Source organism: Chryseobacterium endophyticum, from assembly GCF_056333165.1.
Window position 1 is genome coordinate 106655 of record NZ_JBWGXE010000010.1, and the last position, 21300, is coordinate 127954.

The window sequence follows — 21300 nt, forward strand, 5'->3', positions numbered from 1 at the left end:
ATTCAAACGAAGCGAATCCGAAAAGCTAAACGAGTAGGAAAATTTAAAACTAAAATATGAAGAAAATTATTTATTTTTTTCTGCTTTTAATCAGCATGCAGTCATTTGCCCAATGCTGGAGAAGCATAAGTGCCGGATATTCCCATTCTGTGGGAATAAAAACAGACGGGACCCTCTGGGCGTGGGGAAATAACGGTAGTGGCCAGTTAGGGGACGGTACAGGCATGAGTAAAAGCACGCCAGTTCAGATAGGAACAGGAAATAACTGGCTCGCAGTATCTGCCGGCAGTGCATCTACTGTCGCTATTAAAACAGATGGAACGCTTTGGGCGTGGGGGATGAACCTCTATGGACAAGTAGGTGACGGTACTACTTCTAATAGATATTCGCCTACCCAAATAGGGACAGCTACAAACTGGCAAAGCATCAGTGCAGAAGGACCGCACGTAATGGCTATAAAAACAAACGGAACTTTATGGGCTTGGGGGCGCAATAATTTAGGAGAATTAGGTGTGGGAGCTATCGGGAGTACTATAACAGCCCCTGTTCAGGTGGGTACAGACACCAACTGGCGAAGTGTTTCACTGGGAAGTGCTCATACTTTAGCTACAAAAACAAATGGTACACTCTGGGGGTGGGGGGTCAACAACAATGGTGAATTAGGGGACGGAACCACAGTTAGTAAAACGGCTCCTACTCAGATCGGAACAGCTACTGATTGGAAAGATGTAGCTGCAGGTGATGGTCATTCTTTAGCAACTAAAACAAATAGTGTACTGTACACGTGGGGTAGAAACGATGTTGGACAATTGGGAACGGGTACTTCTATACAGTATAGCTCGATACCTGTCATGATTTATCAGGGAGTCCAGAGTATTGCAGCAAATTCCGTACATTCTGCGTTTATTTCGTCTAATGGATCTCTTTATACATTTGGATATAATGAAAAAGGGCAGTTAGGAGACGGTACAACAACCAATAGAAACTTACCAACACTTATCGGAACGGCTACTGATAGAAAAACTATTGGATTAGGTTTGTCAAATACAATGGTCATCAATTTAGACGGATACTTGTCGATTTGTGGAGCTAATACGGTAGGGCAAATAGGTGATGGGACCACTATACAGAGAAATACACTCACTCAGGTTAACTGTTTGACCGGCTGTAATCCTCCAAGTCAGTTGTACAGTTCGAATGTCACTGCTTTGACGGCTACGCTTAATTGGACGGCTCCGGCAACTGCTCCTGCAGGAGGATATTATTATTCTTGTAGTATTTCACCAACGATGGGAGGTGTCAATGGAGGTTCAATGACAACAAATGTCAATCTAACCAACTTATTACCGGGTACCACTTATTACTGGTGGATAAAGTCTGTTTGCGGATCGGGCCAAAGCGACTGGGTTGCTGGCGGATCTTTTACCACACTTCCTCCGGAAGGCTGCTGGCAAAAAATTTATGCAGCCGAAACCCATTCATTAGGAATAAAAACCGATGGAACGCTTTGGGCCTGGGGAAATAACGAATACGGTCAACTGGGCGACGGGACAACCACTAACAAAAATACAGCCATTCAGATCGGCACGGCCAGTAACTGGAGAAAAATTGTCGGCGGTTCAGAGTACTCCATCGGGATAAAGACCGACGGAACACTTTGGGCTTGGGGCTATAATTCGTTGGGTCAGTTAGGAAATGGAAACAATGTCAATCAGTTGGTACCTACAAAAATAGGAACAGCTTCCGACTGGGCAGATGTTGCTGCAGGGAAGACCCATGCTTTAGCTACAAAAACAAATGGAACGCTATGGGCGTGGGGAAGTAATCAATATGGCCAGTTGGGTATCGGTACATTTACAAATAAGAACATTCCTACACAAATAGGGACCGCAACAAATTGGAAAAGTATAGCCGCAGGAACCGATTTTTCAGTGGCAACAAAAACCACCGGAACTCTTTGGGCTTGGGGTTATAACCAATCTGGCCAGTTAGGGGATGGTACAACAACCGTAAGAACTTCACCGGTGCAAATAGGAGTCAGTAACAATTGGACTGATATTTCTGCCGGCTTTGCACATTCTGTAGCAAAAACTACAAACGGGATCTTGTTCGGATGGGGAGAAAACAGCCAGGGGCAACTTGGTGATGGTACGTATACCAACAGATTAACGCCGGTTCTTGTTATGGATGGGGTTCAGAGCTTTGATGCAGGAGGGTATCATACGGTAGGAATCTTGAATACCGGAAATATGTTTTCTACCGGATATAATTATTTTGGTCAATTGGCGAACGGTACGACCAATAATAATTCAAACACCGTTTATATGTCTAATGCCAACGATTTTAGTATGATCTCTGCAGGAGGCTATTATACTTTGGCGTTAAATAACAATCTCTTTTTGAAATCTTCCGGTGCTAATGAATCAGGACAATTAGGCGATGGTACTATTGTTCAGAAGAATTCATTTGTTTCTATTGCATGTTCTGTGACTTGTAATCCTCCAAGCCAGTTGTATGCTTCTAACATCACTTCTTCATCAGCTACACTTCAATGGGTAGCCCCAGCATCGGCTCCTGCCGGAGGGTATCAGTATCGTTACAGCACAAATCCAATTATTGGGGGTATAGACGGAAGTACATCTTCCTCGACAGCAAGTCTGGCAAATTTATTACCCAATACTACTTACTATTGGTGGGTAAGCTCTAAATGTGGATCCGACCAGTTTAATTGGATATCGGGAGGTTCATTTACTACACTTCCTACATCCGCAACAGGTTGTTGGCAAAACTTTACTGCGGGAGATAATTATTCATTAGGAATAAAAACCGACGGAACATTATGGGCATGGGGAGGTAATAATTACGGACAATTAGGAATAGGGACTACAACTTCTGTAATTATTCCAACACAAATTGGAATAGCAAATAACTGGTCAAAAGTATCAGCTGGCAAGTATCACTCGATAGCATTAAAAACCGATGGAACATTATGGGCTTGGGGATATAACAATTCCGGGCAATTAGGAGATGGAACAACAACAAACAGGACCAATCCTACACAAATAGGAACAGGAAATGATTGGATGAGTATTGCAACGGGAGACAATTATACAGTAGCTATAAAATCCAATGGAACATTATGGGCCTGGGGACTTAATGAGCTTGGACAATTAGGTGACGGAACGGCGATTAACAGAGCAACTCCTACACAAATAGGTACAGCAAATGACTGGAACATTGTAGCACCTGGAGTATTGCATACGGTAGCCATCAAGACCAATGGAACATTATGGGCCTGGGGAGATAATTCTAAAGGACAATTGGGAGATGGAACTACAATTCCTAAAAATATTCCTACGCAAATCGGAACAGGTACGAACTGGAACAGTATTATTGGCGGTTTAAATTATTCATTGGCCCTAAAAACAGATGGAACGCTATGGGCTTGGGGATATAATAATTACGGACAATTAGGTGACGGAACCACAACGGATAAAATAAGCCCTGTCCAAATCGGATCATCCACAAATTGGCAGAGTATTGACGCTAATAATTTTTACACTTCTTTAGCAATAAAAACAGATGGAACCCTTTGGACATGGGGATATAATGATGTTGGACAGCTGGGAGACGGAACTACAACACTCAGAGATACTCCAATGCAAATAGGAACATCAACGAATAGACAGACCGTGATAGGAGGTTCATTCAATACGTTTGTAATAGATAACAATGGGTTTCTGTCAGGTTGTGGGAATAATAGTTCTGGTCAGTTAGGAGATGGTACATACATCCAAAAGAAAATTTTGGTTCCTGTTAGTTGTCCTGTAAGTGCCTTAGCAGTAGATGAAACTTCAACAAGATCAAACAGTGATAACCTGAAAGTTTTCCCAAATCCGGTACAAGATGATCTTAACATCTCTTACAGTGAAAAGATTATTTCAGTAACAGTATATAGTGCCGCGGGACAGTTGGTAACGACTAAAATGATCAATGATACGAAAGGAACAGTTGATTTTTCCGGTTTCGCATCAGGAGTCTATCTTGTGCAGGTAAATACGGGCAATAATACGATGAAAACCGTGAAAGTAATCAAACGATAAGTTTTAAGAAAAGTCTTTTAAATATAATAACTATTCTAGGCTTATAAAATCATAATCAGCGTATACAATCTTGTGTACGCTGATTTTTATTTTAGATAATAATAAAACAATAACTTTAACTGAATGAATTTGTACTTCAAAAATTATAAAACATGATTATAACTGCCTTAAGGAAGATTAAAACCGAAATCCGGGACACAAAAAAAAGCATCCGTAAAGATGCTTGTCATTCAATATTGTTGAAATATTTTAAACTTCGTCGTCAGAATCGATCGTGTAAGATCTGCTTTTGAAGTCTTTGTCATGCTTTTCCGATATTACATCCTCGCCCTTTTCGTTAATGATGAAATCTGTGGATTCATTAAACATCTCCTGAAAACTTTTGAAATCTTCTTTGTAAAGATAGATTTTGTGCTTCTCAAATGTTGCTTCTCCATTTTCTCCGAAATTCTTTTTGCTTTCGGTAATCGTAAGATAATAATCTCCTGCTTTCGTCTCGCGCACATCAAAGAAATAAGTTCTTCTCCCTGCTTTTAACACCTTCGTGAAAATTTCATTTTCATGGCGTTCCTTGTATTCACTCATTGTTAGATATTTTTTAATCTTGTTAGGAACAAATATAAAAGTTTTCTTTTAATCACAAAATTTTTTTTATGATTTATTTAACATTTGTGAACGAATACGCTATGCAGTTATGGAATTGCTAATTTCTGTAAGGTTGAGAATCTTGTCTGCCCTCTGAGCGCTAGACTCTCTGTGTGTGATGATTATAGAAGTTGCATTGTGAATTTTCCGGTCGATATTTTCCAGGATATTCTGCTCCGTTTCGGTGTCCAAGGCTGATAATGAATCGTCGAAAATAATGATGTTCGGGTCTTTTATTAATGCTCTCGCTATACAGATCCTTTGTTTCTGTCCTCCCGAAAGCATCACTCCGCGTTCGCCTACCATCGTTTTGTACTGATCTTTAAAGTCTACAATATTTTTATCGACATCAGCAATTTTTGCATACTCGACGACTCTTTCATGGGTAGGATGATCAATGGCAAACCCGATATTATTTTCAATAGAATCGGAAAAAAGATAACTTTCCTGAGGAATATATCCGATGTATCTTCTGTAATTGTCCAGATTATGATCCTTTAAATTCTTTCCGTCAATTAAAATCTCACCTTCTGTAGGATCAATAAGCCGGCAAAGCAGCAAAGCGATGGTCGACTTTCCGCTTCCCGTTTTTCCCATGATCGCAAGAGATTCTCCTGCTTTTACTTTAAAACTAAGATTCTCAAGTGCTTTAATGCCTGTGTTAGGGTAAACGTAAGAGACATTTCTGAATTCAATATCTCCTCTGATAGGATAATCCTCAAAATTTTTGTTAATGATTTCCGATTTTTTATCCATAAACTCATTAATTCTCTGCATGGATGCTTCGGCTCTCTGGTTCACCGAAGTTACCCAGCCTACCATGGAAAAAGGAAAGATCAGGGTATTGATATACATGAAGAAATCTGCAATTTTACCGATGCTTAATTCTCCTGCGATATATTTCTGGCCGCCGATCCAGATGATGGCTACATTCAGCAGTCCGATAACAAAAAGGATAATGGTAAAGAAGTATGCTTCGGTCTTAGCAAGATCCAGAGCTTTGTCCTGGTAATCGGTTACTTTTAACCCATAATTCTTTTCAATATATTTTTCCCGTGCGAAAAATTTTACCACCCGGATTCCCGAAAAACTGTCCTGCACAAAAGTGGAAATGGCAGACTGGCTTTTCTGCATAATTTTCGACTTTCTGTTAATAATCGAACTTACCTTATAAATAGCGTATGATAAAACAGGCAAGGGCAGCAAGGTCCACAGCGTCATGGAAACATCGGTCTTGATCATATAAATCGCTGTGATCACAACCAAAACCAATAAATTCGCAACATACATAACGCCGGGTCCCAGGTACATTCTTACCGCAACGACATCTTCACTGAGCCTGTTCATAAGGTCGCCGATCGTTGTCTGTTTGTAATCTGTTAAAGAAAGGTCCTGGTAATGTCTGTAGATTTTATTTTTCAGCTCATACTCAATTCTCCTGGAAGCAACGATAATGGTCTGCCTCATCATAAAGGTGAAAAACCCTGTGAGCAGCGAGCATCCTACAATAATGGCAACATAGATCAGTACCTGGTTATTGAAACCGAGATTACCGTTCTTTGTAAGCTCATCCACCGATTTTCCTACGAATTGTACCTTATATATATTAAAGAAATTGCTGGCAATGATGAAAAGTACCCCCCAAAATAATAATATCTTGTGCTTCCAGAAGTAAGGGTTTAAAGTTTTTAAAGCTTTCATAAAGTTTTACAAATTTAAGAAAATGTAGGCACACTACGAATTTCATAAATTTTAAATTTTGTATCTTTGCACCCATAAAAAGCTCTTTGAATGTTAGGAAGACGACAAATCCGTGAAAAAGTAGTACAGACTGTGTATTCATATTACCAGAATCCTGTAAAATTTGATGTGTTAGAGAAAAATATGTTTACCGTAATAGAGAAAATCTATTATCTCTACATCTATGAGTTAAACTTTCTCGTTGCTCTTAAAGAGCTGGCAGAAAATCAGATAGAAATCGGGAAAAATAAATATATTAAAACCGATGCTGATATTAATCCTAACCAAAAATTCATCAACAACAAGGTTCTGCAGAAGCTCGAAGAAAATCCTGAAAGACTTTTCTTTACTGGCCAGCACAAACAATTGAAATGGGATCTGCATGACGACCTTCTGGTAAAAACCTTCCAAAGAATCACCGCAGGAAAAAGATATCAGGATTTCATGAAAGAAAACGGATATTCTTTTGAAGAAGATCAGAAATTTATCGGAAAACTGTTCTTAAGATATATCGCTGAAAATGATGATTTTCACGATTATCTTGGAGATAAAGAACTTTCATGGTACGATGATATTCACATTGCCAATTCCATGGTGCAAAAAACAATCGGATTCCTGAAAGAAAATGAAGAAAGCAGAACTTTAATTAAAATGATTAAAGATGATGAAGACAAAACATTCTCCATTAAGCTTTTAAGAAATACCCTCGACAGCTGGGAAAACAACGAGAAAAAACTGGAGGAAAGACTTGAGAACTGGGATATTGAAAGAGTTGCCCTGATGGATAAAGTTATTCTTTCGACGGCCATCGCGGAGCTGGATAATTTTCCTTTTACCCCTTCAAGAGTGATCATTAATGAATATATCGAGATTGCCAAAGTATTCGCTACCGACCGGTCCAACATTTTCATTAACGGGATTTTAGATAAATACTGCAAAGATTTAAATAGAATATAAATAGTTCAATATGAAAAAGACATTATCAATCATCGCTTTATCAGTAATCGGTTTCGGATTGGTTTCCTGTAAAAAAGAAAACAAAGAAGTTACAGGTACTGAAACTGCTACAGGTACAGACTCTACAGCAGCTCCTGCCGCTACCACCGTGGGTGATTCTGCCGTAGCTCCGGTATCTGCTGAAACCGCTCCTGCAGCAACACCGGCATCCAACCAGCCGACGACAACTGTCGCGCTTTCTGAAAACAACTTCGATTTCGGAAAAATTAAAAAAGGGGATAAAGTAGAGCATGTATACGAAATTACAAACACAGGAAACAATCCTTTAGTGATTTCAGAAGTGAAACCGGGATGCGGATGTACGGCTCCTGATTTTACAAAAGAACCGATCATGCCCGGTAAAAAAGGAAAAATCACCCTGCATTTCGATTCCAGCAACTTCGACGGAAACGTGAATAAATTTGCAGATGTTTTTGCTAATGTAGAAAAAGCACCTATTAAATTAACGTTCACCGCGAATATCCAACCATAAGATCATGAACTTACTATCCATATTTTTACAGGCACCTGCCGCGGGAGGAAACTCTTCCATGATGCTCATCATGATGGGGGTTATGTTTGTCGGTTTTTATTTCCTGATGATCAGGCCGCAGATGAGAAAGCAGAAGCAGGAAAAAAACTTTCAGGAAACCCTTAAAGTAGGAACAAGAGTCGTGCTTACTTCAGGCCTCCACGGAAGAATTGCCCAGGTTCAGGATGACGGTTTTGTTATCGAAACCTTATCAGGGAAACTGAAATTTGAAAAAGCAGCTGTTTCAAGAGAGTTTACAGAAGCACGTTTTGGCGATAAAGCTAAAGCCGCTGAAAAAACGACAGAGAAAAAAGAAATCGACCTGGAGAAAAAATAATTTTCCGGTTTGAAGATATCCGTTTCGGCGGGGTGAGCTTGCTCACCCCGCCGAAACTTTTTTGGAAGGTATTTATATATCAATGTCCAAAGAATTTAATCCCAATAAGTGTCTGTTTGTACTTATTAACGTGAAATATTCGCGAAATTAATGTTTAAACAAATATCTTTGCTGCATGAATAAAAACACAAACAAAACCGTTCTCATTATCGGTGCCAATTCAGATGTCGCCAAACAATGTATTCTGCAATACGTAAGGAAAGATTTCTCGGTTATGGCCGCATCAAGAGATACAGTTTCCCTGGAAAAATTTGTCCGGGAAAATCATCTTGATGAAAAAGTTTCCGTATCGTATTTCGATGCTTATGATTTTAATTCTCACCAGAAATTTTATGAGGAACTTCCCGTAAAACCGCATATTGTTGTTTATGCCGCAGGATTCTTAGTTGAAAATGAAAAAGCATTAACAGATTTCACAAGTACACGGCAGATGATGACGGTCAATTATATGGGAGCCGTTTCCATTATCAATATAGTCGCCTCTGACAAAAGCAATAAGAACTTAGAAAGAATCATCGGATTATCTTCGCTTTCGGGCGTTCGTGGAAGAAAAAGCAATTTCGTCTATGGAAGTACAAAAGCGGCTTTTACCACTTACCTGGCCGGATTGAGACAGGAGCTGGCTTCAAGAAATATTAAAGTAAACGCTTTGGTAATAGGCTATATCAATACAAAAATAAACGCAGGGCTGGATCTCAACAGAAACCTCATCATGGAACCCGATTACGTCGCCAAGTTCATTGTCAACGCCGGAAATTCATTTACTATTGTCCCTAACTTTAAATGGAAAGTGATCTACTGGATTTTAAAAGTGCTCCCTGAAAGTCTGGTGGCGAAGTTGCCGTAGTTATTCACCTTTCACAACCACACTTGGAAAACCTAATTTCTTCATTAAATCATTGTAGTTTTCCATTACCATGCTGCTACTGCCATAATGAGAAATTTTTAATTGATTTTCACTGTCTTCAACAGAAAAAGAATTTCCACTGTTACCAAATTCATTTTCCATGAAATTGTAATGCATCAAATTATTAATATAATTCATCAAACCAACTTTTTGGGAAGCCGATAAAACAATATTTCTTTTTACCTCCTCATTTTGTATAATTGATCCTTTATTATCCCGAACTCCACAATCGACTTTGTATTTAGTGTAAACCAATTTAGTTTGTTTGTTTTCAGAATAGATCTCAATAATCTCATGATGACCTCCCCATTCTCCGCAATCAGCAAATTCGGATTTTATAAATAAGGTATCTTGATAACTTAATAGGTTGTCAAAAGAATAATTCGGATTTTCTGTTGCTGTGTTTTCTTTAGAGCAACTTGAAATAAGAATTAAAAATAAAAATGCAAAATAGTTTTTCACGGTTTAATTTTTATCTAAAATAACCAATTACTCCAATTCCTGCAACCGCTCCAGCGCCTTCATCATATCAATTCCCTTACCCAAAACAGGCTTAAATAAATCCCCTTTTTCCCTGATCCTTTCCAAAGCATTATGAATATTAAAATCAGTAGGCTTAAGACCTTTTTTCAGTTCTTTCCACTCCAAAGGCATGGAAACGGAAGCGCCTTCTTTCGGGCGCAGACTGTAAGCGCTCGCTAATGTCTGTCCCGTTCTGTTCTGAAGATAATCAAGGTAAATTTTATTATTATCTCTTTTCTGAAGGCTTCTTTCGAGGGTGGTGATTTTCGGAAGCTTATCATGAACCTGCTTCATCAGAATATGCGCAAAATCTTTCACCTGGTCAAAATCATATTTGCCGCCCATCGGGATGTAAATGTGAATTCCCGTACTGCCGGAAGTTTTGCAATAACCCTCTGTTTTAATCGATTCTAAAACCTCATGCACCTGAAGCGCGGTTTCGATCACATCATCAAAAGTATTTTTCTTGGACGGATCGAGATCCAGCACCATAAAATCAGGATGGTCGAGGTCGGGTAGGGAAGAGTTCCACGGGTTCATGTCGATGCAGCCCAGATTATTCAGATAGGCGAGGGTAGCTTTATCATTACAATATATATAATCGATGTATTTGTCGTTCGATTCCGAGTAGACCTGTGTTGTCTTTACCCAGTCCGGGATATTGTCGCTCGCATCTTTCTGGTAGAAGTTCTGTTCTTCAATACCGTTGGGAAAACGGTTCAGGGAAAGCGGGCGGTTCTTCAGATGCGGCAGAATATATTCCGCAACCGACTGGTAATAGTCGATCACATCGCCTTTGGTCACATCGTCTTTGGGAAAATACACTTTGTCCTGATTGGTCAGTTTCACCTTGTGCCGGTTCAGGGTAATTTCTTTTTCGTTTTCCGAAGGTTTCGTTTTTTTAGTTGATGCTTTCATATCTTTTGTATTGGAATGGGATTCTTTTATTTCGCCGGCAGCATTTTTTACCTCTTCAGGGTCTTTATCTTCACGGATCGCCACAAAAACCGGATGCCTGAAAATACCATCCTTGGTGATTTCAGAATATTTAATTTCGCACACCAGCTCAGGCTTTGTCCACGTGACAGGCATATTCGTTTTGGGCCTGCTTTCAAAAGGAGAGGTTTTTACGATGATCTTCTTCAATCTTTCATGAAGATCTTTAATCGATTCACGGTTAAATCCCGTTCCCGTATGTCCGGAATAGATAAGTTTTCCGTCCACATATTTCCCAAGAATCAGGGCGCCGAAACCTTCTCGTGAGCCGCGTGGTTCAGTAAACCCGCAGATGATGGCTTCTTCCGTGTTCGTGAATTTTATCTTAAGCCAGTCGGAAGTTCTGTGGTTCTCCGTGTACGGACTGTCCGCTTTCTTCGCGATCATCCCTTCAAGCTGCATTTTTTTCATCTGCTTAAAGAAATCAATGCCTTTTTCAGGAAGATGGTCACAATATTTAATAACATCGGTTTCTACTAAAGCTTCCCTGAGGAGTTCTTTTCGCTGGATCAAAGGAAGTTCTTCCGTAGAATGGCCGTTCAGCCAAAGAATATCAAATACCTGGTATACCAACGCAAGATCAGGATTATCGCCTATTTGCTGCAGAAGCTGAAAGCTCGGCCTGCCGTTTTCATCATAAGCGACAATCTCACCATCCAGGATCATCTGGTGTTTTTGCCGACCGAAATCCTGTGATACTTTTTTAAATTTAGATAAAAAGGAAATTCCGTTCCGGGAATAGAACAGAGGGTCTTCCCTGAGATCGGCCACCGCACGGTAGCCGTCCCATTTTATTTCAAAAACCCAGTCTTCATCGTCAAAAGCTTCCGCACGGGGTTTCGCCAGCATGGGCTTGATGAAATGTTCCAGTTTCTTCTCATCCACCAGGTCATTAAATCTTTGAAACCTGGGTTTTGTTTCGATATTTACTTCTTTTTTGCGGCGACTTTTGGGCTTTTTTTTTCCTCTAAAAATTTTGTGACCAAAGAATTCCTGGCCGTGTTCTCTTCAGCATCGTAATCACTTTCTGCGAAATCGTCTTTATGTTTAATCAGCAACCATGAATTCTCTTCCGTATTTTTCATTTTCACCAAAGCAAATTCACCTTTCAGTTTTTTCCCGTGCAGGATAAATTTTAAAGAGCCTGCATGCAGTTCTTTCAGCAGTTCCTTCTCGTCAGAAAGCTTTGAATTTTGATCTAAAGGCTCATAGGTTCCGCTGTCCCAGATTTCCACCTGGCCGGCACCGTAATTCCCTTCAGGAATATTTCCCTCAAAATCCTTATAGTCGTAAGGATGATCTTCCACCATCATCGCAAGGCGTTTGTCTTTCGGGTCTAATGACGGGCCTTTCGGTACGGCCCAGCTTTTCAGTACGCCATCCATCTCCAGCCTGAAATCATAATGAAGCCGCGATGCCGCATGCCGCTGGATCACAAAAATCAGCTTGTCTTTGCTCTTTTTGGTTTTCCCTTCGGGCTCGGTCGTTTCGTTGAACTTTCTTTTTGAATTGTAATCTTTTAAAGCCATTATGATGCGTTTTTAGATTTTGGACTTTGTAAACTGGCCTTCAGCTGTGCCATAAGGTCGATCACTTTACCTTCTTTCGCCGGTTCAGCTTTTTTAGCTTTAATATTTTTACCTTTCGCTTTCTGCTTAATGATCTTCATTAAAGATTCAGAATAAGTGTCTTTGTACATTTCGGGATCAAATTCCTGAGAAAGTTGTTCGATCAGGTTGACGGCCATTTTAAGTTCCGCAGGCTTCGGGGCTTTCTTAGCAGGGATCTTCAGATCGCTGTAATCTCTTATTTCCTGGGCAAATCTCAGGCGGTTCAGCACGAGAACCTCATCGTTATAAGGGCGTATCATGCCGATGGCCTCGCTTTCACGGAGGACAAAGGTTCCCACTCCCACCATTTCTGTTTTAGATAAAGCTTTCAGGAGAAGCTGGTATGCGTTCTCCCCATTTTTCTGGGGTTCCAGGTAATAAGGATTTTCAAAGTAAACGGAATCTACTTCAGACTCCTTCACAAACTGGTCGATGGAAAGTATTTTAGATTTCTCCGGGCTAGCTGCCTCATAATCCTCTTCATCAAGGATGATGTACTTGTCGTCCATGAGATAACCTTTTACAATGTTTTCCCATTTTACCTCTTTCCCGGTATTCTCATTCACCCTTTTGAAACGGATATTTGAAAAATCAGATTTATCCAGCATATCCAGATCCAGCTTGGTGGTTTCTGTTGCCGAATAAATTTTTACCGGGATATTCACTAAGCCAAAGCCTATGGCGCCATTCCAGATTGCTTTCATTGTAATTTGATTTCCTAAAAATCTACAATGATTATGCCGTGCGGAATACTTTTGAATGATTGTGGTATCTCTTAACGATTTCGTACGCAGTATATTGTGATTTGATAAATCAGCCATTACTCATCAGTTTCACTAAACCTTACTGCGATATCATTTATCTTAAATAATCATTTTATCCTGTGTGAATCCACATTTACCTTGAATAATCGATTTTAACCTAGTGCAAAGAACCATTTACCTGATGCAAATCCATTTTAACCCTATGCAAATCCAAATTAACCTTGAATAATCGATTTTGACCACCTGCAAAGAGCCATTTACCTGCTGCAAATCCAAATTAACCTTGAATAATTGATTTTAACCTACTGCAAAGAACCATTTACCTACTGCAAATCCACTTTAACCCTATGCAAATCCAAATTAACCTTGAATAATTGATTTGACCTACTGCAAAGAACCATTTACCTACTGCAAATCCACTTTTACCCGATGCAAATCAAAATTAACCTTGAATAATCGATTTTGACGAGCTGCAAAGAGCCATTTACCTACTGCAAATCCACTTTAACCCTATGCAAATCCAAATTAACCTTGAATAATTGATTTTAACCTACTGCAAAGAACCATTTACCTACTGCAAATCCATTTTAACCCTATGCAAATAAAAATTTACCTTGAATAATTGATTTTTAATCTATTGCAAAACAATATGAAAAGCCTGTTAAAATTTTAACTCAGAAGATTTTTCGTCATCACTCTTAATTTTCTTCATCAAAATAAACTTTGTTTATTCTTAACCTTGAGCACAAAAAGTAATTTTAGTCTAAAAAATCTTAATTCCTTAATGTTAAAATATATCCAGTAAATGAATGACTTCCCACCATCTGTTTTTTATATAGAAATAACTTAATTCTAAGTGGTTAAAATTTAGCCTTACACTGAGATCATGTGAAATTATTTTCTATATTTGTTCTACTAAAACAGATGCAAATGTATGTAAAAAATGAAGAGTGCCTTCCGCTAGCGAAGGACTTATACCAAAGTTTCCAAAGAGATTTCAACGATTTCAAGGCCGAAGATCACAATTATACCCCGGCTTATCTCAATCTTTTTAATGCGAAAATAGAAGAAGTAGATCAGAGCGAAGAAAGAGATTCTGTGCTCGTGCAGCAAAAGCAGACTACCCGTGAGCTTTATTTGCTGGGAGATCAGCTCCGGCTTCCGCTCAAAAAACTTCATCTGAGAATACAGCAGGCAAAAGTTCCTACCAATCTTGCCGCTGACATTTCTAAGGATATCCGGGCACGGAATTTTGAAGGCGTCGCCAGTAAGATCCAAAGATTGCTGCAGGTTCTGGCAGGTAATATGTCTCAATTACAGGCTGCCGGGATGAAAGATGGGGTCATTTCCATGCTTCAGAGTGCACGGGTAGAGATTGCGGAAAAAGCAGATCGTCAGACTCAGCTAATGAAGGAGGCTTCCGGAAACGGAAACAGTACCCGAAATCTTTACAAAGAGCTGTATGCTTTTATACGGCACATCTGCGAGGATGGAAAACTCATCTATCAGGGCACCCAAAAAGCAGACGAATACACCCTCAAAAAAATGATCGGCCGACTCCATAAAAACCCCGGAAAAGATGACCGTGAAAACCCGGAATCACAAAAATAAGGAAGATGATTACGAAAATTGAAGAGATCAGTGATCGGGAAGAATTCGGAATCGACCTGATTAAATTCCAGGTATACCTGAAAAAACCTGACGGAACGGAGGTCAGTGAACCGCTGACGGTTTATATGTGGGAAATCAGAAAGTTTATAAACATTTACGCCCCTACAGCGGCAGCCTATGTGAATAAGGTCAGCGAAAGCCTTCGTTGTGAAGGCATAAAAGACGGAAAAATTCTGAAAGTGCTCCATGAAGATGGTTTTCCCATCTATTCTTATGTGGAGAGGTATGTGAAAAGTATTCCTCAGGAAAAGATCAGTAAGCATATTACCTGGGCAGAAAACAGGGAAACCGTTTCGTCCGAAAATTATGCAAAAAATCCTGCTAATTCTCGTGAGTTCAGTATACCATCTTCCGGTCAGAAATTTGCCTACCTGCCAAAGCTTTGGATGAGGTGGTATGGAAAGAAGTGAAAGTTTTTAGCCTGATAAAAAACAGGAATAAATAATAAAGGCGGAGAAATTTTCTCCGCCTTTGTTTATGCTTTTAAATTTAATTTAAGTTCAAGCTCATCCAGCTGTTCGTCGGCAATAGCTGCCGGAGCATCGATCATCACATCACGCCCGGAGTTGTTTTTCGGGAATGCGATGTAATCCCGGATCACTTCATTTCCGTCGAGAATCGCTACCAGACGGTCAAACCCGAAGGCCAGTCCACCATGAGGCGGAGCGCCGTATTTGAAGGCATTCATTAAGAAACCAAACTGCGATTCCGCTTCTTCTTTGGTAAAGCCTAAAAGGTCAAACATCTTAGACTGAAGATCTTTATCGAAAATCCTGATGGAACCTCCACCGATCTCGTTTCCGTTCAGTACCATATCGTATGCGTTGGCTCTTGCTTTCCCCGGATCGGTTTCCAGTAAATGAATATCTTCAGGTTTCGGAGACGTGAAAGGGTGGTGCATCGCATGGTAACGGCCGCTTTCTTCATCAAATTCCAATAACGGGAAGTCAACGACCCAAAGCGGGGCGAATTCGTTTCCTTTTCTTAGTCCCAAACGGTTACCAAGCTCCATTCTCAAAGCTGAAAGCTGGGTTCTTACTTTATTTTCACCGCCTGAAAGAATCAACATTAAATCTCCTTCTTTAGCCCCGAACTTTTCGATGATTTTGGCTAATTCTTCCTCACCGTAAAACTTGTTCACCGAAGAAGTTTTCACCCCATCATTCTGGAATTTCACCCAGACCATTCCAGAAGCACCGATCTGTGGTCTCTTTACCCAGTCTACCAGTTCGTCGATCTGCTTTCTGGTGTAGTCTGCACAGCCTTCCACATTAATTCCAACCACCAGTTCGGCATCATCGAATATTTTAAAGTCTTTTCCTTTTACCAAATCGTTTAATTCCACGAACTCCATTCCGAAACGGATATCCGGCTTGTCGTTTCCGTATTTCTGCATGGCATCGGCAAAAGTCATTCTCGGGAAATCCCCGAACTCCTGTCCGGTGATGTCTTTCAGTAAGGTTTTCGTCATGCCTTCAAAAACATTCATGACGTCTTCCTGCTCTACGAAAGCCATTTCGCAATCGATCTGGGTAAATTCCGGTTGTCTGTCGGCTCTCAAATCCTCATCACGGAAACATTTTACGATCTGGAAATACTTATCCATTCCACCTACCATCAGCAATTGCTTGAAGGTTTGCGGAGATTGCGGCAAAGCGTAAAACTGTCCCGGGTTCATTCGGCTTGGCACCACGAAATCTCTTGCCCCTTCCGGAGTAGACTTAATTAATACCGGAGTTTCCACTTCAATGAATCCGTTGTCTGAAAGGTAGTTTCTTACTTTCTGCGCCATTTTGTGACGGAAGATCAGCTTATCTTTTACCGGATTTCTACGGATATCCAGGTAACGGTATTTCATTCTCAGCTCTTCACCACCATCCGTTTCATCTTCAATCGTGAAAGGCGGAAGCTGCGATTCGTTCAGAACTGTTAGCTTCTCAACAAGAATTTCAATTTCTCCCGTCGGAATATTAGAATTTTTGCTTACTCTTTCAATCACTTTTCCCGTCACCTGAATCACGAATTCACGGCCCAGTTTTTTAGCGTTTTCCATCAGTTCGGCGGTAGAACGCTCCTGATCGAAAACCAATTGTGTAATCCCGTAACGATCCCGGAGATCTATCCAGATCATAAATCCTTTATTCCGGATGGTCTGTACCCATCCTGAAAGGGTTACTTCTTCATTAAGATGTTGAAGAGACAATTCTCCGTTGGTGTGCGATCGAAACATATTTATTGGTTTAAAGTTCAAGGTTTAAAGTTCAAGTCGGAACTTTTGAATTTTACGTTGGCAAAGATAAGATTTTTAGAGGTTTTTAAAACAAAAAAAACTTCCCGAAGGAAGTTTAAACTATTTATTTCTAAAAAAATCAAAGAACTAATGTCATTGCAGACTGTTTGTTTTTAACGGCATGATCTTTTGCGGTCTTGCCCTTGCTGTCCTTTATATCTTTTTTGGCTCCGAATTTCATCAGAATTTTTGCAGCATCCATGTTTCCGGATATTGCAGCGTACATCAAAGGTGTTACATCAGTGCAGGATTTATTTACATCAACTTTATTGACCAGATAATTGAATGTATTTCTTTTATTTTCTTTTACACTCAGAGAAAGCAGATTTATTTCTGTGCCGTTTACGGTAAAGCATTTTGAAAAATCTTCCTGATTGAAAACTTTCTGAAAGCTTTCCAGATTATCTGTTGTAAAAGCTTGTGATTGTTCCGGGGATAATTCCTGTGCAAATAACCCGTTTGCAAAAATAGAAAGCCCTAATACTAATGTTGCTGTAATTATTTTTTTCATAAAACTTGATTTATCTAAAGAATATACAAATCTAAATATTTCTTTTGAACCATGTTGCTAATTATTAAGCCAACTCATTGCTTTTTCCAAAACTTCGTCTTTATTGTTTTTTATGCCGTCGATGGTAGGTTTCACTTCTATATCCGGAACAATGCCTATTCTCTGCGTTTCTTTTCCGTCGGGATAATAAACGCCCAGTCCGGTAATTTGCGTTGAAACTTTCCCCGGAAGTAAAAAATAGGAGACATTACCGTCGGCACCCGCGGTCTGAGACCCGAAAACTTTTGCGTTGGGTGCTTTTCTGAAAGCCATGGTATGGTATTCTGCACTGCTCTGCGTTGTTTCATTGATGAGGATCGCAACTTTCCCTTTGTAGAAATCTTTATTATTGGCACCTACGGTAAGGGCTTCCTGCATGATAAAATCTCCGGGCGAAATTATTGACGGTACTGTAAATTTTACAAATTTTTCAGGGTGAGGCAACAGGTATTTCCCGAGCTTAAAGACATTGAATTCCGCAGGATACGCTCTGATATCGATGACCAGAGCCTTTGTATTCTTTATTTTTTCAAAAATATTCTGAAAGTCTTTTGATTTTACAGTTCCTAAGTTGATATAAGCGGTTTGCTCGTCAATCATTTTAAAGGCGTCTGCAGGCTTTTGGGTGTAATTTATTCTGTCATAAAGATACGTCTTGAGGGTTGCGGTTTTCTCAGTTCCGTCGGTGAGATATTTTACTTCGACAGACAGGTCATTGGAATTCAGCAGCTGAAAAGACAGGTTTCTTAATTTGGTCGGATAATTCGATGCCGGCAGATATTTAGCATAATCATCGATGATCTTTTCGACAGGTTTATGACTGATTTCCAGAATAACATCCCCGATTTTTAATCCGGTTTCTTTTCCAAGTTTTTCATCGTAATAGTTTTTTACAACGGCTTTGTTTTCTACAAAAACAACTTCCAATGGAAGAATTCGATCTCCGAAAAAGTGGCGTGTTACGGCATTATAAATTCCGGCATGTGAATCGTTGGTGCGGGCCGTAAGCTCAAGGCAGGCAAGATTGTAATCCGTACCGTCTGTGGCGGACAAAAATTTTGGAATGAATTCACCTAAAACCTCTTTCCAGTCCTGTCCGATGGCATACCGGTAAGGAAAATAATACTGAATGATGTTCCAGTAACGATACAGGCTCAGGAGCCGATATCCTGCGTCAGGAGAAATCATGGTCGAGTATGGATTTTCGTTGGTAAACTCAGGATTTCCGGCTTGTAACAATGAGACGTAGTGGTTTTTATTTTTTCTTTCGGCATTTTTAACTTTTAACAAGATCTCCGTAAGTTCTTTCGAAAAGCCGGAAGATGAGATCCAGTCGAGATCAGCCTTCATTTTAAGATTCCCGGGTGTGGTGTAGTTTTGTGTTTTAAAATCTCCGAATCCTTTGATCCAGTTTGTTACTATTTTGTCATATTGCTCAGAAGGAGCATCAGACAATTCAGGAATAATTTTGAAAAGCTCGCTGTCCCAGTTGTATTTCCCGGAAGCAATATTGGGGTGGTAGTATTTTAGGAATCCCCAGATCAACCCGAGTTGCTGCAGCTTTTTGTGATCGATTTTGTTTAATAATTCTACTGAAATTTTGGAACCGTTATTAAATTCTGTTTCAGATGTCGTCTGGGCGAAAGAGAGTATCGTACAAAAAGTTAGAAGTATAAGGATGTATTTTTTCATGCTTTAAATTAGTTTTTTACATATTCAAGAATATCTCCTGGCTGGCAGTCCAGGGCTTTGCAGATGGCTTCCAGGGTGGAAAGTTTTACGGCTTTTGCTTTTCCTGTCTTCAGAATGGAAAGGTTGGCCTGGGTGATTCCAATTTTCTCGGCGAGTTCCTGCGACTGCATTTTGCGTCTGGCAAGCATCACGTCTACGTTGATTATTATGGGCATACTTTAAATTGTTAAATCTACTTGTTCCTGAAGTTCCAGGCCTTTTTTAAAGAATTCTACGATAAACAGTACCAAAGCGCCAAAAAACAGAAACATAATGACCGAAGACGTTGCGGTAAATATGGTTTTTATACTGAAAGGAATGGTCGCTAAGGTTACGACAGCATACAGAATATTGATCCATCCGAATCTTTTGAGCCATGACAAGGCGTGGGCATTGAAAACATTATCCTTGCTGATTTCCCTTAGGAATTTGTAGCTCGCATAGCAAAAAAGAGTAATAAAAACGGAATTGCAGACAAAGTTCAAAATACTGAATGTATTGAATAATCCGGTAAGAAGGTTCTGACTGGTAAAGGGAATGAAAATTTTGAACTTCATCATATCAGATACTGGCTGTGTCCATTCATTTTTTGTCCAACCTACATCGGTGCCTATGATAAAGAAGTCTGAGAGAATGGCATTTCCCGTTTTGAAATTATAAGCGAGAATGGATAATCCGATAATTTCATACACACATTGTAAAGCAAAGAGAATAAACAACACCAGTACGAGATAACTGATGTATTGAGATAGTGAATTTTTTCCGATGATTTTCATTGATTATTTATTTTAATTATTGCAAATCTATAATAAATTATCGTAAAACAATAATTTATTATTAAGATTTAATTTGAAATATTTTCAGAAGCTTTCACGGGTAACCGAAGATTATAATAATTTTAACAGCCTCAATCTTTGATTTTAAAACTGTATTCTTTAATTTCGTACAACAACTAAATTATATTACTATGGGAAAAGGAGACAAAAAATCCAAAAGAGGAAAGATCAACAATGGCAGTTATGGTAAGAGAAGACCAAGAAAATCTTCAAAAACAGTTGCTGCTTCAGAAGAAAAAGCCAAAGGCTAAAAATAAAAGACCGGAAATTTCTTCCGGTCTTTTATTTTAAACAAAAAAGTTCAGATTTATTTTCCAAAGAGATTCCCGAGAATACTTCCCAGTCCGTCATTCTTTTTATTTTGGTTGTCATTATTTCCTAAAACACTTCCGATGATATCGCTGAGTGGATTTGATGAAGAACCTGAATTTCCGTTTCCTAAGACACTTCCGATCACCTCATTCAGTGGGTTGGACTGCTGGTTTTTAGCCTGATCGGATGCATTGCCTAAAATCCCGTCTAATAAACCACCGAGGCCACCTGCGCCCACATTATTCTGTTGTTTTTCTTTACCGATATATCCCATGATAATAGGAGCCAGCATCGATAAAACAGGGCCGATCTTATCAATGGAAATCCCCGTTTTTTGGGACAGCTGATTTTCTACATTGTTCTTCTCTCCGCCAAATATATGGGTGAGGATAGAATTTCCTTCGGATTGCCTTGCTTCTGCCTGGTTAACATCATTGAGGATGCTGCCGTCATGATCTTTGTCCAGGGCTGCATTTAAGGATTCAGCTTCTTGGGTATCCTGTGATTTTTTCCTAAGATAAGAGATGATCAGCGGTGCAGCGACCGCCAATAAAGCAATAATCTGATTTCTGTCGATCCCGAATTTGCTTTCGGCACGTTCTGCTACCTGGTTACCGGTATTTCCTGTTAGTAAATCAATTAAACTCATAGCTTGCCAATTTTATTTAAAGTAAACAAAAATCAGCAAAAAAGGTACC

General features: G+C 39.6%; 20 protein-coding genes. 8 read left to right on the top strand and 12 right to left on the bottom strand.

Going from position 1 to position 21300, the window contains the following annotated elements; all coding sequences use genetic code 11:
• Positions 1-56: 56 nt before the first annotated feature.
• The gene (locus tag AC0N32_RS18480; protein WP_476395317.1) at positions 57-4103 is read left to right on the top strand and encodes an RCC1 domain-containing protein; all 4047 of its coding nucleotides are present in this window, start codon (positions 57-59) and stop codon (positions 4101-4103) included.
• 249 nt (positions 4104-4352) lie between these two features.
• On the opposite strand, the gene AC0N32_RS18485 is transcribed toward AC0N32_RS18480, so the two are convergent.
• Together AC0N32_RS18485 and AC0N32_RS18490 are read right to left on the bottom strand one after the other, a co-directional pair.
• On the bottom strand, positions 4353-4688 hold the full coding sequence (locus AC0N32_RS18485; RefSeq protein WP_002976288.1) for a DUF3276 family protein: 336 nt from the start codon (positions 4686-4688) through the stop codon (positions 4353-4355).
• A gap of 99 nt (positions 4689-4787) precedes the next feature.
• Positions 4788-6449, bottom strand: a complete 1662-nt coding sequence (locus AC0N32_RS18490; RefSeq protein WP_476395318.1) for an ABC transporter ATP-binding protein — start codon at positions 6447-6449, stop codon at positions 4788-4790.
• Between the two features lie 90 nt (positions 6450-6539).
• Between AC0N32_RS18490 and AC0N32_RS18495 the strand changes: the two genes are divergently transcribed.
• From AC0N32_RS18495 to AC0N32_RS18510, 4 genes are all read left to right on the top strand, one after another.
• Positions 6540-7445, top strand: a complete 906-nt coding sequence (locus AC0N32_RS18495; RefSeq protein ID WP_476395319.1) for a transcription antitermination protein NusB — start codon at positions 6540-6542, stop codon at positions 7443-7445.
• Between the two features lie 10 nt (positions 7446-7455).
• Entirely contained in the window at positions 7456-7977 is a 522-nt protein-coding gene (locus AC0N32_RS18500; RefSeq protein WP_476395320.1) for a DUF1573 domain-containing protein, read from the top strand.
• A gap of 4 nt (positions 7978-7981) precedes the next feature.
• On the top strand, positions 7982-8353 hold the full coding sequence (yajC, locus tag AC0N32_RS18505; RefSeq protein ID WP_476395321.1) for a preprotein translocase subunit YajC: 372 nt from the start codon (positions 7982-7984) through the stop codon (positions 8351-8353).
• 175 nt (positions 8354-8528) lie between these two features.
• The gene (locus tag AC0N32_RS18510) at positions 8529-9260 is read left to right on the top strand and encodes an SDR family NAD(P)-dependent oxidoreductase (protein WP_476395322.1); all 732 of its coding nucleotides are present in this window, start codon (positions 8529-8531) and stop codon (positions 9258-9260) included.
• Here AC0N32_RS18510 and AC0N32_RS18515 read toward each other — a convergent pair whose 3' ends face one another.
• The 4 genes from AC0N32_RS18515 to ku are packed head-to-tail and all read right to left on the bottom strand — an operon-like array spanning position 9261 to position 13152.
• On the bottom strand, positions 9261-9782 hold the full coding sequence (locus tag AC0N32_RS18515) for a hypothetical protein (RefSeq protein ID WP_476395323.1): 522 nt from the start codon (positions 9780-9782) through the stop codon (positions 9261-9263).
• Between the two features lie 27 nt (positions 9783-9809).
• Positions 9810-11723: a DNA ligase D gene (gene ligD, locus AC0N32_RS18520; protein ID WP_476395324.1), complete on the bottom strand. Its 1914-nt coding sequence runs from the start codon at positions 11721-11723 to the stop codon at positions 9810-9812.
• Between the two features lie 41 nt (positions 11724-11764).
• Positions 11765-12367, bottom strand: a complete 603-nt coding sequence (locus tag AC0N32_RS18525) for a DNA polymerase ligase N-terminal domain-containing protein (protein WP_476395325.1) — start codon at positions 12365-12367, stop codon at positions 11765-11767.
• Entirely contained in the window at positions 12367-13152 is a 786-nt protein-coding gene (gene ku, locus AC0N32_RS18530) for a non-homologous end joining protein Ku (RefSeq protein ID WP_476395326.1), read from the bottom strand. The genes AC0N32_RS18525 and ku overlap by 1 nt, the downstream gene beginning before the upstream one ends.
• 990 nt (positions 13153-14142) lie before the next feature.
• On the opposite strand from ku, the gene AC0N32_RS18535 reads away from it, so the two are divergent.
• Both AC0N32_RS18535 and AC0N32_RS18540 read left to right on the top strand, forming a co-directional pair.
• On the top strand, positions 14143-14823 hold the full coding sequence (locus AC0N32_RS18535) for a hypothetical protein (protein ID WP_476395327.1): 681 nt from the start codon (positions 14143-14145) through the stop codon (positions 14821-14823).
• 5 nt (positions 14824-14828) lie between these two features.
• Complete coding sequence (locus tag AC0N32_RS18540) at positions 14829-15293, top strand: hypothetical protein (protein WP_476395328.1); 465 nt, start codon at positions 14829-14831, stop codon at positions 15291-15293.
• A 65-nt stretch (positions 15294-15358) separates the two neighbouring features.
• Here AC0N32_RS18540 and aspS read toward each other — a convergent pair whose 3' ends face one another.
• The 5 genes from aspS to AC0N32_RS18565 all read right to left on the bottom strand — a co-directional run bounded on the left by aspS (position 15359) and on the right by AC0N32_RS18565 (position 20230).
• Positions 15359-17113 carry an aspartate--tRNA ligase gene (gene aspS, locus AC0N32_RS18545; protein ID WP_476395329.1) on the bottom strand — a complete coding sequence of 585 codons (1755 nt, stop codon included), beginning with the start codon at positions 17111-17113 and terminating at the stop codon, positions 15359-15361.
• A gap of 139 nt (positions 17114-17252) precedes the next feature.
• Positions 17253-17684, bottom strand: a complete 432-nt coding sequence (locus tag AC0N32_RS18550) for an ankyrin repeat domain-containing protein (protein WP_476395330.1) — start codon at positions 17682-17684, stop codon at positions 17253-17255.
• Positions 17685-17741: 57 nt separating this feature from the next.
• Positions 17742-19415 (bottom strand): S41 family peptidase, encoded by a 1674-nt coding sequence (locus AC0N32_RS18555; RefSeq protein WP_476395331.1) that lies wholly within the window; start codon positions 19413-19415, stop codon positions 17742-17744.
• Between the two features lie 8 nt (positions 19416-19423).
• Positions 19424-19630, bottom strand: a complete 207-nt coding sequence (locus tag AC0N32_RS18560; protein WP_294202265.1) for a helix-turn-helix domain-containing protein — start codon at positions 19628-19630, stop codon at positions 19424-19426.
• A gap of 3 nt (positions 19631-19633) precedes the next feature.
• Positions 19634-20230, bottom strand: a complete 597-nt coding sequence (locus AC0N32_RS18565) for a DUF2975 domain-containing protein (RefSeq protein WP_476395332.1) — start codon at positions 20228-20230, stop codon at positions 19634-19636.
• Positions 20231-20421: 191 nt separating this feature from the next.
• On the opposite strand from AC0N32_RS18565, the gene AC0N32_RS18570 reads away from it, so the two are divergent.
• The gene (locus tag AC0N32_RS18570; RefSeq protein WP_476395333.1) at positions 20422-20541 is read left to right on the top strand and encodes a 30S ribosomal protein THX; all 120 of its coding nucleotides are present in this window, start codon (positions 20422-20424) and stop codon (positions 20539-20541) included.
• 56 nt (positions 20542-20597) lie between these two features.
• On the opposite strand, the gene AC0N32_RS18575 is transcribed toward AC0N32_RS18570, so the two are convergent.
• Positions 20598-21251, bottom strand: coding sequence for a DUF937 domain-containing protein (locus AC0N32_RS18575; RefSeq protein ID WP_476395334.1), 654 nt, complete (start codon positions 21249-21251; stop codon positions 20598-20600).
• Between the last annotated feature and the right edge of the window lie 49 nt (positions 21252-21300).